Source organism: Oceanisphaera marina (assembly GCF_014643915.1).
Classification (GTDB): domain Bacteria; phylum Pseudomonadota; class Gammaproteobacteria; order Enterobacterales; family Aeromonadaceae; genus Oceanimonas; species Oceanimonas marina.
Genome location: NZ_BMKE01000008.1, coordinates 105,121 through 120,785, shown reverse-complemented (window position 1 = coordinate 120,785; position 15,665 = coordinate 105,121). Strand labels below are relative to the sequence as shown.

General features: G+C 54.1%; 13 protein-coding genes. 4 read left to right on the top strand and 9 right to left on the bottom strand.

Annotation, left to right across the window (positions count from 1 at the left end; genetic code table 11):
* Window positions 1-158: 158 nt before the first annotated feature.
* From gmhB to IEW52_RS06870, 6 genes are read right to left on the bottom strand one after another with little or no spacing between them, the layout of a single operon-like run.
* Window positions 159-716, bottom strand: coding sequence for a D-glycero-beta-D-manno-heptose 1,7-bisphosphate 7-phosphatase (gene gmhB, locus IEW52_RS06895; protein ID WP_188629329.1), 558 nt, complete (start codon window positions 714-716; stop codon window positions 159-161).
* 46 nt (window positions 717-762) lie between these two features.
* A complete protein-coding gene (locus IEW52_RS06890; RefSeq protein WP_188629328.1) occupies window positions 763-1,830 on the bottom strand; it encodes an ABC transporter ATP-binding protein in 1,068 nt (355 codons plus the stop codon).
* Window positions 1,827-2,834, bottom strand: a complete 1,008-nt coding sequence (locus IEW52_RS06885; protein WP_229667833.1) for an ABC transporter ATP-binding protein — start codon at window positions 2,832-2,834, stop codon at window positions 1,827-1,829. Before IEW52_RS06885 ends, IEW52_RS06890 begins: the two co-directional genes overlap by 4 nt.
* Window positions 2,834-4,636, bottom strand: a complete 1,803-nt coding sequence (locus tag IEW52_RS06880; RefSeq protein WP_188629327.1) for an extracellular solute-binding protein — start codon at window positions 4,634-4,636, stop codon at window positions 2,834-2,836. The genes IEW52_RS06885 and IEW52_RS06880 overlap by 1 nt, the downstream gene beginning before the upstream one ends.
* A 12-nt stretch (window positions 4,637-4,648) precedes the next feature.
* On the bottom strand, window positions 4,649-5,725 hold the full coding sequence (locus tag IEW52_RS06875) for an ABC transporter permease (RefSeq protein ID WP_188629326.1): 1,077 nt from the start codon (window positions 5,723-5,725) through the stop codon (window positions 4,649-4,651).
* On the bottom strand, window positions 5,718-6,737 hold the full coding sequence (locus tag IEW52_RS06870; RefSeq protein ID WP_188629325.1) for an ABC transporter permease subunit: 1,020 nt from the start codon (window positions 6,735-6,737) through the stop codon (window positions 5,718-5,720). The genes IEW52_RS06875 and IEW52_RS06870 overlap by 8 nt, the downstream gene beginning before the upstream one ends.
* 611 nt (window positions 6,738-7,348) lie before the next feature.
* Here IEW52_RS06870 and metN point away from each other — a divergent pair.
* The 4 genes from metN to rfaH all read left to right on the top strand — a co-directional run bounded on the left by metN (window position 7,349) and on the right by rfaH (window position 10,479).
* Entirely contained in the window at window positions 7,349-8,392 is a 1,044-nt protein-coding gene (gene metN / locus IEW52_RS06865) for a methionine ABC transporter ATP-binding protein MetN (protein ID WP_188629324.1), read from the top strand.
* Window positions 8,373-9,026 (top strand): methionine ABC transporter permease, encoded by a 654-nt coding sequence (locus tag IEW52_RS06860; protein WP_188629323.1) that lies wholly within the window; start codon window positions 8,373-8,375, stop codon window positions 9,024-9,026. Before metN ends, IEW52_RS06860 begins: the two co-directional genes overlap by 20 nt.
* A gap of 18 nt (window positions 9,027-9,044) precedes the next feature.
* Entirely contained in the window at window positions 9,045-9,872 is an 828-nt protein-coding gene (gene metQ, locus IEW52_RS06855) for a methionine ABC transporter substrate-binding lipoprotein MetQ (RefSeq protein WP_188629322.1), read from the top strand.
* Window positions 9,873-9,969: 97 nt separating this feature from the next.
* Window positions 9,970-10,479, top strand: coding sequence for a transcription/translation regulatory transformer protein RfaH (rfaH, locus tag IEW52_RS06850; protein ID WP_188629321.1), 510 nt, complete (start codon window positions 9,970-9,972; stop codon window positions 10,477-10,479).
* A 53-nt stretch (window positions 10,480-10,532) separates the two neighbouring features.
* Here rfaH and IEW52_RS06845 read toward each other — a convergent pair whose 3' ends face one another.
* The 3 genes from IEW52_RS06845 to arcB form a co-directional block, all read right to left on the bottom strand.
* Window positions 10,533-11,765 carry an inverse autotransporter beta domain-containing protein gene (locus tag IEW52_RS06845; RefSeq protein WP_188629320.1) on the bottom strand — a complete coding sequence of 411 codons (1,233 nt, stop codon included), beginning with the start codon at window positions 11,763-11,765 and terminating at the stop codon, window positions 10,533-10,535.
* A gap of 61 nt (window positions 11,766-11,826) precedes the next feature.
* Complete coding sequence (gene dgt / locus IEW52_RS06840) at window positions 11,827-13,182, bottom strand: dGTPase (protein ID WP_188629319.1); 1,356 nt, start codon at window positions 13,180-13,182, stop codon at window positions 11,827-11,829.
* The gene (gene arcB / locus IEW52_RS06835) at window positions 13,179-15,551 is read right to left on the bottom strand and encodes an aerobic respiration two-component sensor histidine kinase ArcB (protein WP_188629318.1); all 2,373 of its coding nucleotides are present in this window, start codon (window positions 15,549-15,551) and stop codon (window positions 13,179-13,181) included. Before arcB ends, dgt begins: the two co-directional genes overlap by 4 nt.
* Between the last annotated feature and the right edge of the window lie 114 nt (window positions 15,552-15,665).

Below are 15,665 nucleotides of genomic sequence, written 5' to 3'. Positions count from 1 at the left end.
TTGATTCAAACTTTGTTTCGTTCGTTTCAAACCCTTGTGACCGTTGGCGTGTTGCCCCGTGTCAGTGGATGCGCATTATAGGGAGCGAGAGATTTAGCGCAAGTGCTAATTTGCACAAAACCATCCAAGCGGTCACTTTTAAAACGATATGCGCTGCATTACACCAATGCGGGGATATTTTGTGCAAATTCAGTCAATGACGAGTAGACAGCTTCGGCCATTGCCTCGCCTTCAGCCGTAATGTCTTTACCGGTACGCACTAACACCAAGTGTGCAACACCTGCCGCTTGGGCGGCTTGTAGGTCTGACACTTTATCTCCCACCATATACGAAGCACTGACATCTACATCCAAATCGGCGATGGCTTCCAGGAACATGCCCGGAGCAGGTTTACGGCAGTAACATTCTTTGGTGTCGGCACCTTTACCTTCGCTAGGATGATGAGGACAGAAATAAATGCCATCCAGAACTATGTCTCTGTCTGCCAACGACCAGTCCATCCATTCGGTCAGGCGTATAAAGTCATCCTCACTGAACAGGCCGCGCGCGATTCCCGACTGATTGGTCACCACCACCAGCTGATAGCCTTTTTGCTTGAGCAGTTTCATGGCGTCCATTACGCCTTCGATAAAGATAAAGTCGTCTCTTTTAGATACATAGCCGGTGTCCTGGTTGATAACACCATCTCGATCAAGAAAAATTGCTGCTGTGCTCACTGGTCATTCCTGTGGTTTAGGGCGCTATGGCTTTAAGCCCTGTGGTTTAAGGTGCTATGAGGTTAGGCATAGTTACTGTAGGAATAATATCACAGCCAGTGGTGGTTTGAGGCAAGCGTTGTCCGCTGCTGATTTGCTGATGAAAATGGCAAGCAACTTTGTGACTGTCGCCAGCCAGTTCGGGCTTCTGGCTGATGCAAATATCGCCAACGTATCGACAGCGGGTACGAAAGTGGCAGCCTGATGGCGGGCTGGCCGGTGATGGTGGCTCGCCTTCCAGGATCATGGGCGCCTTTCTATGCCGAGGATCGGGCGTTGGAATGGCGGCGAGTAACGCTTGAGTATAGGGATGCCGAGGTTGGCGATAGAGTGTTTCGGCGGGCGCCAGCTCTATGATACGACCAAGATACATAACGGCAATATGATCCGAGATGTGCTTTACCACAGACAAATCATGGGCGATAAACAAGATTGCCAGTTGATACTCTTGCTGTAACGACAGCAATAAATTCAGAATTTGCGATTGTACCGAGACATCCAGTGCCGATACCGCCTCGTCGCACACCAGCAGCCTGGGCTTGAGAGCCATGGCACGGGCGATGCCGATGCGCTGGCGTTGGCCGCCAGAAAATTCATGCGGATAGCGTTCCAACGCTGAGGCCGGTAACCCCACCCGCTGCAATAACTCTGTCGCCCATAACTGCCGTTCTTTTGCCGATCCCAGACCATGAATGACAAAGGGCTCTTGTAATATGGTGCCTATGGTGTGGCGACTATTCAGCGATTCCTGGGGGTCTTGAAACACCATTTGCATTTCCTGGCGCAACGGACGCATTTGTGATCGAGAATAATGGGTGATCTCCTCGCCGGAAAAGAAAAGTCGGCCGCCGCTGGGTTCATGCAATTTAAGCACAGCGCGCGCCAGCGTCGACTTGCCACAGCCTGACTCTCCTACCAGCCCCAGGGTTTGTCCGGCTTGCAGCTCAAAGCTGATACCATCAACGGCATACAGGGTTTTGCCCCGCCGTAACAAGCCTCCGCCTAACGTAAAATGCTGCTGTAGCTGCTCGACGCGAAGCAAGGGAAGCGCGGGCGTATTGTGTATTTCCTTCATCGCCTTGGCTCCCGCCAGTGATGGCACCAAACGTCATGCTCTGCGCTTACCGATGCCACACCCGGCTGTTGCTTACATTCTGCTGTCATGTAAGTACAGCGATTGGCAAATCGGCAACCGCTCGGTTGCTCTTCTAGCGATGGGACCTGACCGTCTATGGTGGCCAGTCGGGTCTTGCCTGGCTGATCCAGACGCGGGATCGCCGCCAGTAATCCTTGAGTATAGGGATGCACCGGATGTTCAAACAGCGTGAACACATCCGCTTGCTCGGCGCTGCGCCCGGCATACATCACCAGCACCTGATCGCAGATTTGCGCAACAACGCCCAGATCGTGGGTGATAAACAGCACCGCCATACCGGTTCTTTGCTGCAGCTCCCGAATAAGATGCAGAATTTGCGCCTGAATGGTCACATCCAGCGCCGTGGTCGGCTCATCGCAAATCAGCAAGTCTGGCTCGCAGGCCAGTGCCATGGCGATCATCACCCGTTGGCGCATGCCACCGGATAACTGATGGGGATAGGCTTTCAGCCGTGCTTGTGCCTCGGGAATACCGACCTGATGCAACATCTTGGCCGCCGCCTGTTGCTGCTCGCGTTTCGTCATCTGCGGCTGGTGGAGCTGATATACCTCCATCAACTGACGGCCCACGGTATGCACCGGATTCAGCGCCGTCATTGGCTCTTGAAAAATCATGGCTATCTTGTTGCCACGCACCCGATAGCGCTGTTCGGCGGTCAGGCTCAATAAATCCTGCCCTTGAAACATGGCACTGCCAGCCACCACTTTTCCCGCAGGTTTGGGTAACAACCCCAGCAGACTCAAAGCGGTGACGCTTTTACCGCAGCCCGACTCCCCCACCAGTCCTAGGGTCTGGCCGGCAGCCAGCGAAAAGCTCACGTCATCCACCACCCGAAACTGGCCGGCTTCGGTGGTAAAGCTCACGGCCAAATGTTCAACCTGCAGCAAGGGATCCATTTGTTTGACCCGTAACAAGGACTCCATTACTGCTCCTTGCGCCGCCAGGTTTCATCTATTTCCAGCAAAGGCTCGAAGCGAGGTTTCCCCGACTTCATTTGTGCTTTCAGCTCCGCATCGATCCAGAATAAACCGCCGGTACTGTGCGGTGCCCCCTCCATTGGCCAGAATAAAGACGGGGAATGACGAGTGCCTTTTAACTCGGGCAGGCGGATATAACGCCAGTAGGCTTCCCGAGTATAAGGTACCTGATAGCCGGGAATAAAAATGGCCAATTCATCTACACGACGCTGTATCTGTCTGGATATATCGGCTTTATCATCCAGATCCATGGTCACTCTATATTGCTCAATGAGCGTATCCAGTTGTGCATCGCTGATGTTGAACAGGTTGTTGGTTTGCGGTTTGTCGGCATTGAGTGAGTGAAAAAACTCCCAGTACTGAGGATAAAGTCCACCCCCGCCCCAGCCCAGCCAGGCCGCCTCGTGTTTTTTCTCCAGCATCGCCTTGAAGCCCGTGGCGCCATCGACCAGATTCAATTGCAGATCCAGCCCCGCCTTGCGCGCTTCTTCCCGCAAGATGGCCAGCCGCGAGGTATGTTCCTGAGTGGTATAGGTGACCGCCAGGCTAAGCGTATCGCCGGCGGCATTACGCAGAATACCGCCCGGGCCTTGCTGGTCATAACCCGCTTCGGCAAACAGGGCTCGGGCCCGTTCAATATCAAAAGCCCGTGCGCGAATGTCGAGGTCGATGAAGTCACCATAACCGGTGCCAAAAGTGTTCATGCGTTCGTAGTCGCCACGCAGTATGGTATCCAGCATGCGCTGCATGTTGATGGCGTGAGCAATGCCTTGCCGTACCCGCACATCACTCAGCCTGGGATGCGCGGTATTGAGATGCAGCCCCTGCGCGCCTTGAGGCATGTCGTTATAAAACCAGATGCGATTGATAAGCCCATTACGATATTCAGGGGTGTCGGTTTTATCGTGCCACCATTCCGGCAAAATCAGGCCAAAGGTGTCGATGTCGCCACGCAGAAAATGCCGATAGGCAATGTTCATGTCTCGCACCACATTCAAACGAATGGCATCCACGTTGAAACGATGCTTGTAATACGTCAGATCGTTACCCCACCAGTCGTCCAGTCGCTTGAAGCTGATCGAGCGGCCGCGCTTCACGTCATCGATCACATAGGCACCGGTTACCGGGGCCTGAGCCCAGTTGTAACGGCGCACCCAATCATCGCTGAGTTCGTAAAAATGCCTGGGCTGGGGTGCCAGCCCCACCGTATTCAATAACTCGCGCTGGCTTTTCGGGCTGCCCGCCGTCACCGACAGGGTATGGGCGTCATACGCAGTCACATCGACGATTTCTTCACTGAAATAGTTGTTGTACCAGGGCGCTCGGATTACCTCGGAGCGCATCATTTCCAGTGCAAACAAAAAGTCGTCACTGGTCACCGGCTTGCCATCGGACCAACGTGCGGCCGGATTCAGCTTGAAGTACATGGTTTTATGATCGTCGCCAAAGGCCCAGTGAGTAGCGAGAGCCGGAATCGGCCGCTCAGTTTGAGGATGCAGCGCATACAGTCCGAGCTGGTTTTCCAGAATAAAAGAGCGAAACGAGGTGTTGGAGTCAGGCCCTACGGTACGAAAGGTCAGCGGAAAACTCAGCAACCAACTGTTAAGCACCCCTCCCCGCTTGGCCTCGGGAGAGGCAAATACCGGATCTTCATTATTGGTGAGCCACTCCAGTTGCTCCGGTAACTCGGTGGCATTGACACTGCACACCAGCAGCCAGCTGCTCAATAAGGTGATTAGTTTTTTCATCGCATTCCCTGCCTATTCATAACGAGAGAAATGTTTAGGATCGAAAGCCTCGCGAATGGCCTCGCCAATAAAAGATACTGTAATCAATACCAAAGAGACGGCGGTCACCACAGATGACACTATCCAGGGGGCATCCAGGTGATTCACACCCTGGCGCAACAACTCTCCCCAACTGGGCGTGGGGGGCGCCAGACCAAAGCCAAGATAATCGAGCGCCGTCAATAACGAAATGTTAGCCACCACGGTGAAAGGCGCCAGCGTCACTATCATCACCAGGGTGTTGGGCAAAATGTGATGCACGATAATCCGCCACAGCCCGGCGCCCTGCGCCCGAGCCGCCAATACGTAATCCCGCACCTTTTCTTTATAGGTCAGGGTACGCATGTACCAGGTGATACCCATCCAGCCGAACAAGACATTGATACCGACAAACAGCATGAAATTGGGCTGTGTCAAGGACACCAATATCATGATCACGTACAAGAAGGGCACCTGAGACCAGATTTCGATAAAACGCTGAAACAACAAATCAAACTTGCCGCCCACAAAGCCCATCATGCACCCCAGCAGCACACCAATCACATAGCTGGCCGTAAGGGCGATAAAGGCAAACCCCACAGCGGTACGAAAACCATAGACCAGTCGTGCCAGAATATCGCGCCCCGAATTATCTGTGCCCAGATAGTGCTGTTGGGTCAGGCTGGGGGCGGTGGGCGGAAAGCTGCCTGTGCTGTAGTCCTGCTCGTAAGGGCTCCAGGGCACTATGGGCAGCAACACCCAGTTATGTTCCTGGTCAGAATTTGCTTGATTAGCATCGAGCTGCTGGGCAAAGACCGCTTTCAGCTCGCGATAGTTGGTTTCGTATTGATAATCCAGCCCGAAGGTGTCGCCGGTGATCACGGCACCATAGGTTGGAAAGTAAAGCTGTCCGTCATATTTGACCAGCAACGCGCGATTGCTGGCCCATAGCTCGGCGGTCAGCGCCAGCAGTACCATCAGCATAAACAGGCAAAAGGCATAGTAGCCGCGACGAATACTGCGAAAGCGGCGCAGCTTTTTATGGGTGAGGTCGGAAAAGAGTCTAGCCATCGAAACGCACCCGGGGATCCACCATAGCCACGCAGATATCCGACAGTATGTTGCCCAACAGCATCATCAGAGACGTGACCGCCAGAATACCCATCACCACCGGATAATCCCGTTCGACAATCGCTTCATAACCCAACAACCCCAGGCCATCGATGTTGAAGATCACTTCTATCAGGAAGGAGCCGGCAAAAAATACCGAAATTACGTTACCAAAGTGGCTGGCGATGGGGATCATGCTGTTGCGCAGGGCATGGCCGGTGACCGCCTTGTGAAACGGCAACCCCTTGGCCACGGCGGTACGTACATAATCTGCCGACAGATTTTCCATCAGGCTGTTTTTCATGGTCATGGTCAGTACGGCAAAATCGCCGATGGCGTAGGCAATCAAGGGCAACAGGGCGTGATGGAACAGATTGAAGGTTTTCGGCCAGAAGCCATCCAGATAATAAAAATCATCCCCCACAAAGCCGCCCATGGGAAACCAGCCAAGCTGGAAGGAAAACACCGTCAGCAGGAAAATACCCACCACATAGGCGGGCAGTGCATAACCGGCGTAGATAAACATGGAACTGATGCTGTCGAACCGGCTGTTGTGCTTGAGCGCCTTGAGGATGCCGAGAGGAATGGATACCAGGTAACTCAGAATAAAGGTGCTGATACCGAAAAAGGCCGATACCGGCAGTCGTTCTTTAATCAGCTCCCACACCGGCAGGTAATAGCGGGTGGAATCGCCCAGGTCGAGTCGCACCAACTTACCCAACCAGTCTGAGTACGCCTCAAACACCGGCTTGTCCAGACCATAGAAGGCTTTGAGCTCATCGATTTGCTCGGCGGAGAGCACCTGACTGCCACGAGAGCTCTGGCTGAACTCGCTGCTGGCCAACTGGCTTTCCATCAGCATGCGCTCGACCGGCCCACCCGGTACAAAACGGGTGATGGCAAACACCACCAGGGTGATTCCCAAGAAGGTCGGGATCAGCAACAGTAATCGCCGCAGAAAATACTGGCCCATTGTTTTCCTTAACAGTTCGTTCCTTGAAGGGTACGGAAGATAATATTACTGGCACCCTATCCGCTTTCCTTAACAGTTCGTTCCTTGAAGGGTACGGAAGATAATATTACTGGCATCCTATCCGTTTTCCTTAACAGTTCGTTCCTTGAAGGGTACGGAAGATAATATTACTGGCACCCTATCCGCTTTCCTTAACAGTTCGTTCCTCGAAGGGGACGGAAGATAATATTACTGGCACCCTATCCGCTTTCCTTCACAGTTCGTTCCTCGAAGGGGACGGAAGATAATATTACTGGCATCCTATCCGTTTTCCTTAACAGTTCGCTCCGTGAAGGGTACGGAAGATAATATTACTGGCACCCTATCCCGTTTTCCTTACGTTCGTTGCCTGAATACACGGAAAATAACGTTGCTTGAACCCTATCCCAAGTGCTGACCGATAAGCAAGAAAGATACCTACTCCAAAGGTTAGCAGCGCAGAGATAAATTTTACATTGACTTGGACGTCCAGACGGCCTAGCATCTGCTGCCATTAGTTATGCTCGCATGACTTGTATCTACACTCATCTGTTAAAGCAGTGAATAACCATACCGCAAAGGCTCATCCTCCGATGATCAAGCTAACTAATATCAATAAGCGCTACGGTGAAGGCGAACATGCCGTTCATGCGGTGCGTAATATCAACCTCGAGGTTGCCGCCGGTCAGATCATGGGCGTTATCGGTGAATCCGGGGCTGGCAAAAGTACCCTGATCCGCTGCGTCAATATGCTAGAGCGCCCTACCGAAGGCAATGTACTGGTCGACGGTCAGGATCTCACACTGCTCAATAATAGCCAGCTACCGGCTGCGCGCCGTAATATCGGCATGATCTTTCAGCATTTCAACCTGCTGTCGTCACGTACCGTCTTCGCCAACATCGCCTTGCCACTCGAACTGGCCGGCATGAAAAAGTCAGCCATCAAGCAACGCGTAACCGAACTCCTTGAGCTGGTTGGCCTGTCCCATCGCGCCGATGCCTATCCCAAGGCGTTATCCGGTGGTCAAAAACAGCGGGTGGCTATTGCCCGCGCCCTGGCGCCCAACCCCAAGGTCTTGCTGTGTGACGAGGCCACCTCGGCACTGGATCCGCAAACCACCCAGTCTATTCTTACGCTGTTAAAAGACATCAACCGCCAGTTGGGGCTAACCATACTTCTGATTACTCACGAGATGCATGTGGTAAAAACCATCTGCGACCGGGTGGCCATTATCAATGACGGCGAATTAATTGAACAAGGTGATGTGGCCTGGTTTTTTGCCAATGCCAAAACCGAACTGGCTCGGCGCTTTATTGCCTCAACCATCAACCTGGATATTCCCGATGAATATCAGCAACGCCTGGTTGAGGCTCCCCTGCCCGGCGCCCTGCCTCTGGTACGATTGGGCTTCAGTGGTGAAACCGTAGACAGCCCGCTGATTTCCATACTCAGCCGGGAGCTGAACGTCGATGTCAGCATCTTGAGTGCCGATATGGAATATGCCGGCGGCGTCAAGTTTGGCTTTATGCTGGCCGAACTGGACGGTGAGCCCGCACACACACAGGCCGCTCTGGCTTATCTTCGCGATCATAAAATTCAGGTGGAGTTACTCGGTTATGTCCGACGCCATGATTAATCTGCTGTTATCAGCGCTATGGGAAACCCTGATCATGACCTTTGGCTCGGGCTTGATTGCTTGCGCCCTGGGCATTCCTCTGGGCATCGCCCTGCATGTAAGCAAACCCGGTCAAATCTGGGAACATGCCGCCTTCAATAAAATATTGGGCTCGGTGGTGAATATTGGCCGCTCTATTCCCTTTATCATCCTGCTGGTGGCCATTATTCCCTTTACGCGCATGATTGTCGGTACCAGTATCGGCACCATTGCCGCCGTGGTACCGTTGACCGTGGCCGCCATTCCCTTTGTCGCCCGCCTGATGGAAGGCGCGCTGATGGAAATTCCTGCCGGCCTGGTAGAAGCGGCACAGGCCATGGGTGCAAAACGCATGCAAATAGTACAGAAAGTGCTTTTGCCCGAGGCGCTGCCCGGCATGCTTAATGGCATTATCATTACCCTGGTCACGCTGGTGAACTACTCCGCCATGGCCGGAGCCATTGGTGGTGGCGGCCTGGGGGATGTGGGTATTCGTTACGGCTATCAGCGCTTCGATCCCCAAATCATGCTGATTACCGTGGTGATGTTGGTGGTACTGGTACAAATTATTCAAAGCGCCGGCGAACGTCTGGTGGCTTATGTTGATCATCGTTGATTAAAAAGGAGTTACCCGATGAAGTTAGGTTTTAAAGCGTTTACTACCGTTAGTGTACTGGCCTCGGCATTGGCGCTGGCCGGTTGTGGTGAGCAAGCCAAAGATACCGCTGAAGAAACGGCCGCCAAGCCTCTGCGCCTGGGAGTAATTGCCGGTGCCGAAGAACAGGTAGCCGAAGTTGCCGTCAAGGTGGCAAAAGAGCAATACGATCTGGATGTAGAGCTGGTTTCGTTCAGCGATTATGTCACACCCAACGTCGCCTTGAGTGATGGCAGCCTGGACATCAATGCCTTCCAGCATCAGCCTTACCTCGACAAGCAGATTGAAGACCGTGGTTACGACTTGATCGCCGTGGGTAATACCTTCGTTTACCCTATTGCGGCCTATTCCAAGGTCATAAAATCACTGGATGAACTGGAAAACGGTGCCAAGATTTCCGTGCCGAACGACCCGACCAATCTGGGCCGTACCCTGTTGCTGCTGGAACAGAAAGGATTGATTGAAGTGGATGATGCCGTAGGTCTGGAAGCCACGCCGCTGAATATTACTGCCAATCCAAAAGAGCTGAACATCATAGAGCTGGAAGCCCCACAGCTGCCCCGTTCGCTGGATGACGTGGCACTGGCGGTGATCAACACCACTTATGCGTCACAAATCGACTTGCTGCCCGGTCGTGACAGCCTGTTTGTAGAAGACAAGGAATCACCTTACGTAAACCTGATTGTGGCCCGCAAAGACAACCAGGATGATGAGCGTATCAAGACCTTCGTGAAGGCATATCAAAGCGAAGAAGTCTATCAAGCTGCACTTGAGCTGTTTAAAGGTGGCGTGGTTAAAGGCTGGTAAATCCGGTTTGGAAAAGCATCAAGGTCACGGCTTGCCGTGGCCTTTTTACTTTGTGCTGTCATAATAACGCCATCAGATTCAACATCAGGGGTTATGCATGCAAAAATGGTATTTGGCGCATTGCCGCCCCCGGGAAGAAGAGCGGGCGCTGCAAAACCTGGCCAATCAGGATATAGAGGCATTTTATCCTTATGCCGAAGTAAAAAAACGCGTGCGCCGCAAAATGGTCACCCGGATAGAAGCGCTGTTTCCCGGTTATATTTTCGTGCGTGCCGATCTGGGTATGACCAGCTCAACCACCATAGGCTCGACCCGCGGGGTGCGCAACCTGATCCGCTTTGGTGGTGGCCCCTGTGAAGTCCCCGACGAGTTGGTGTACGATTTGATGCTGCACTGCGACAGCGATGAATTAAGAGATAAACTCAGCGATGTCCCCCGCTCCGGGGATACGGTGCGCATCGAGCAGGGTCCTTTCGCGGGGCTGGAAGCCATTTATCAGGAAGCCGATGGCGAAACCCGAGCCATACTGCTGCTAACGATACTGCAAAACGCCGTTCCCACCAGCTTCGCCAACGATGAATTTACCCGTTTACCTAAAAATCCGTGAGCCATGAGAGACAACACAGCTTAACGCCGTAAGCGTACCGCTCGAAAAACTGATTATTGGTGTTCCAGCACCATGACCTTATGGTGCTGCAGCGGCTGATAATGGTCGTAACGGGGCTTATCCATCAGGCTTTGCCACCATAGCCCCGGGGCCACGCCGAGGGGGAGTTCGATTCCCACGCGAAATCGGGATTCCAGATTATCTTCGCTGTTGCTGAGTAACGAGCTTTGCAATCGAAAAATACGCCAGGGCGAATAGTTGAGCGACCACTGTCGAGATAAGGCCGCCTTGTCTTTATCACCACTGCCATACAAGTCAAGCTTGCGCCCCTGCCACTGGTAATACCGGCTCGACACACTCAAGCCCGGGACCATTCCCAGCCGTCCTTCACCAAACCATACCTGACCCGATGCCGGCCGTTCACGCCGACCGGCCTGCTGCTGCCAGCCGGATAGCGGCTGATATTGGCCCGCGCCCAGGGTCCAGTCTTTATGATCCAAAAACATCAGCACTCCCCCGCGCTGGTGCTCCCAACCGGCCTGATAGTCGATGACGGGTTCAACATGGCCACGGATAGTACTCGTCAGCGGATGCTCAAAGTGCAGGCCTGCCTGATAGGTCAACCGTTCGCCCCGATAGTCCAGCCCCAGCTCGCCTTGCCATTGCGACATAATCGGCAGTGCCATTCGGCTATTCAGCATGGGGGCTTTATCAAAGAAAGGCAGCTGATAATCCCAGCTCCATTGTTCTGGATTGAGCCAAGGCAGCTCGCTGAGCTGACGAGAACCAAACGACAGCGTGCTGTCCGCCAGCGTGGCTCCCTGCTGCTCTACAAACTGATCCAGCCTGTCTGTGGCCGCGGCTCTGGCTGCGGTGGCCAGGGTCAGTAATACCCTATCGGTTTTTGGGGCAAGCGCCGGATCTGGCGGACCCAGTCGCGGCAGACTGGGCGCAGGAGTTAACGGCTCGGCGGGCCGCTCGACCAAAGCCTCGGGCATCGGCAGGGGAGCAGACAATACCGCTGTGTTTTTTCTCGAAATTGAATTGTCTTGGGGCGAACGAGCCGGCACCCAAATCCACTCCCCGGGGGTTAAGGGCGCCATAAAACGCCGAGCATTAAAATCCCGGCGCAATGTGCGCTCACTCAGTTGATAGCGCCCTGCCAGTATGCGCCAGCTTTCTCCGGACACCACTTGATGCATGGTCATTACCGGGCCTGCCGCCTGAGACAAGCCGCTGATGGATAACGACAGCAATAACAGGCTCCGGGGCAGCCATAGGCTCATATTACGACTCTTGTATTCGATAATCCGCAACGCCAATACGGCTTGATAATGGCATCACAACCTAGCCCTGAAATCCGCATAACAAACGGTATTCTTCCAGCACATAGGTATCTGTCATGCCGCTGACAAAATCGAGCAATAACCGGACTCTGAAGTACCATTCTCGCTCGGTGGCATTCTCAAACAAGGCGGCATTCAGGCTGTCGCGCCGATATGCCGCCAAATGACGAGGCGGCAACCTGTGATATAGCCGACGCAATAGCAGGCCTTCCGCATCCTGGCGGCGCTCTAGGCTGATAAACTCTTGCTGTGGCAGAGCAAGCAAGGGGGCAAAGGCTTCCAGCACCCCCTTGAGCGCGGCAAATCCCGACAGCTCCAGCGCCTCGACTTCCCGACGATTGAACACCTGCCGATGCGCAAAATCCTTCAACCACTGCAGCGCTTGCGCCGGTGCCTGCTCTACGTCCAGCAGGGGGGAATTATGGCTGCCATCCAGAATCGCCGACTGATGCAGCAAATACTGCTCGCTGACCAGAACCAGCAAGTCATCATTCAGGCTCTGGCGAAAGCGACTGAAAAAGCCGGGGTCATCCGCCTTCGCCTGCTGCCAGCACTGTTTAAGATAATCGTTGCCGTTACTCAACAGCGCCTGCTCCAGCTCCGCCAGGCTCAAGACGCCGCGATCTACTGCATCTTCCAGATCGGCCACCCCATAGGCCATGTCATCGGCCGCCTCCATTAAAAAGGTCAGGGGATAGCGGCCTCGAGTCGTGGTGGGAAACAGCGTTCTCATCTGCTGTATCAGCGGTCGTTCACTAAAGTAATGACCGGGTTTTTGCTGCCAGGGACCATGGCTCTGGCGTTGATAGGCGCCGCGCACGTATTTTTGCAAGGCCGCCAACTGACTCAAGGTCAGGTTCAGCCCCTGCAGGCTGTGCAACAGGCGCAGGCTCTGCGCATTACCTTCAAATTGCTGCAAGTCCGCAATCAGCATGGGCCACTGGCGCGATCCGCTGCCCACCGCCTGTTTGAACAAGGAAGGTAGTCGAGTGCGCAGCCAGTCAATCATCACCACTTCGCCAAAATGACCAAAGGGCGGATTGCCCACATCGTGCAGCAGGCAGGCCATTTCTACCAGGCTGACAAAGGCTTGCTGATCCACCTCCGGGCCCAACTCGGCCAGTACCCTCAATGCCAGTTGACGCCCGGTTTCTTTTACTTCCAGCGAGTGGGTCAGCCGGCTACGCACCGAGGCCTTCACATCCAACGGAAACACCTGAGTTTTTTGCTGCAGTCGCCGCACCGGTGAGCATTGTACGATACGGCTGCGATCCACTTCTATCGCGCTCAGCGCCGTCTCGTCCCCTGTGGCGGGTCGCTGCCGTTCACTTAAAATAAAACGCTGATAATCACTCATATCCGACTCTCTAGCCAATCGCGCAGCACCAGCAGATCCATGGCCAGATGATGATTGAGTTCACTCACCCAGCCGTCCAGTTGCTGCCACCAATCGGGCAAATCGGGGCTTTGAATTTGCTGAGCCAGCAGCTGTACCCGCTTCAGACCCACAGAGCCGGCGGCGCCTTTTATTTTATGCGCTTCTTCGACAATGCCGTCCTGCTCTTTATTGGCCACAAAGCCGTTGAGCTTGTTCAGATAATCTTCGGCCATCCGATCCAGCATATCCACGCTGGACAATAGAATAGCCGCGCCAACCGTATCGACATAGTCGGTCAAAAATACCGTATCTAGAATCACGGCTTCATCAATGTGAGGCTCGGCGGCAGGGAGCTTGGCAGGCGCCTTCACCGAGGCAGCTGGCAGCGCTTGCTTCGCTTGTGCGTCGGGTCTATGAGCAAAAAATCGGGCCAGCACCCCCTTGATGGCCTTGGAAGAGAGCGGCTTGCTGATGGCATCGTCCATGCCTTTAGCCAGATACTCTTCTTTGTCGCTGATCACATTGGCGGTGAGGGCCACCAATGGCGGCAACGGTTTGGATTCTTCTCGCGCCTCTTGCCGCAATCGGGCGGCAATATCGAAGCCGGTCATGTCCGGTAACTGAATGTCGAGAAACACCAGATCGAAGTTCACCTGCGCCATCCAGGCCAGCGCCTCGCCGCCATCGCGCGCCACCGTTACCTTGTGTCCCAGTTTTTCCAGCAAGGCACAGGCCACCGTCACATTCAGCTCTACATCTTCCACCAGCAGCATCGACAAGGGCGGCAAATGTGCCACCACAGGGTCGTCCACCGGCGCCGAGGTACTGGGTACCCTGATGGTGATACTGAAGCAGGAACCCTCACCCGGCTCGCTGTCCAGCTCTATGGTGCCCTTCATGGCATCCACCAACTGCTGGGAGACCGCCAGGCCAATACCGGTGCCGGTGGCGTATTTATCGCCTTCCACCTGAAAGTACAAGGCAAAGATTTCCTTCTGCAGCTCGGCCGGAATGCCGATGCCGGTATCTTCAATATCGAAACGCAGCGTAATTTCGCCGGGCGTCAATTCATCGGCCATGCAGCGAATGGTGACGCCACCGTCATCGGTAAACTTCACCGCATTGCCCACCAGATTCCACAGCACCTGGCGCAGACGAGTGCCATCAGCCAGAATCCAGTCGGGAATATCACCATCTCGATCAAAGTGCAGGTACAGGCCTTTCTGCTCGGCCTGCAGTCGGGCAAGGCTCTCCAGATCATCCAGAAAGCCGGGGAAGTCCATCGGCTCGGGCGCCAGCTCCAGCCGGCTGCGATCTATCTTGTCCAGATCGATAATGTCGTTGAAGATATTACCCAGGGTCACGGCGCTGAAATGAATGGTTTTAAGGTGCTGGCGCTGCTCTTTAGCCAGCTTGGTGGCCAGCAGGATACGGCTCAGCCCCACTATGCCATTCAAGGGGGTGCGCAATTCATGACTGATGGTAGAGATAAAGGTGGTTTTATCGCGACTGGCTTTCTCCAGCTCCTCCTGATAGCGCTTGCGCTCGGTAATATCCCGACCAAAGCCCAACAGCCCCAGCCGTTTACCATTACGATCAAAAAACGGCACCTTGCGCAACTCAAAGCAGGCGTGATGGCCATCGGGATATTGCAGCCATTGCTCGTAGGTCTGGCTTTCGTTGCGGGCAAAGACTTCCTTGTCGGTTTCCACTACTTTTTCCGCCACGTCCGCGGGGTAAACGTCGAAGGGAGTCAGACCAATCAGTTCTTTTTCCTGTCGGCCCAGCAAATCTTCCATGGCACGGTTACATCCCGAGAACTCTTCCAGCTCGTTGCGGTAATACACCAGATCCGGCGAGGTATCGATAAAGGAACGTAGCAATGCCATGCGCTCTTGCGATTCCATCTGCGCCTTTTCACGCTGATAGACCTCTGCTTCCAGGTCTTCAATGGCTTGCTGGCGCGCCATTTCCGCCTTGTGGGTTTCTTCTATCTGACAATTAAGCAGCTGTATTTTCTCTTGCAGCTCATTATTGAGTTCGAGATCGCGTTCTCGCATCTGTTGCAATCGCTGCACCAGGCGGCTCAGGCGCTGGCGAGAGTCCTCAAGCTGATCGACCACCACCGACAAGAAATACACCGCCCACGGCGTCACCAGCAAGCCGAAGAAAACAGACCGTACCATGTCGATGGGCTCCACGGTTCCACGAAGGAACAAGGTCACCCCTACCTGGATAAAAATAGCCAGCAGTATGATGCAGGCAGCCAACACCATGCTAAAGCGAACAATGCCCAGCTTGGTCATCAGATCAACATAATACTGGGCCCAGGTTTTTATGGGTTTCATCACTTTTTCCGTCTACAAGGTATATAAAGCAGGATACCGGCTTACTGATAGGCTGTCATGCCGATGAGCAGATAATCCGGCATGCTCTAGAATAGAGGCAAACGGAGCTGATCT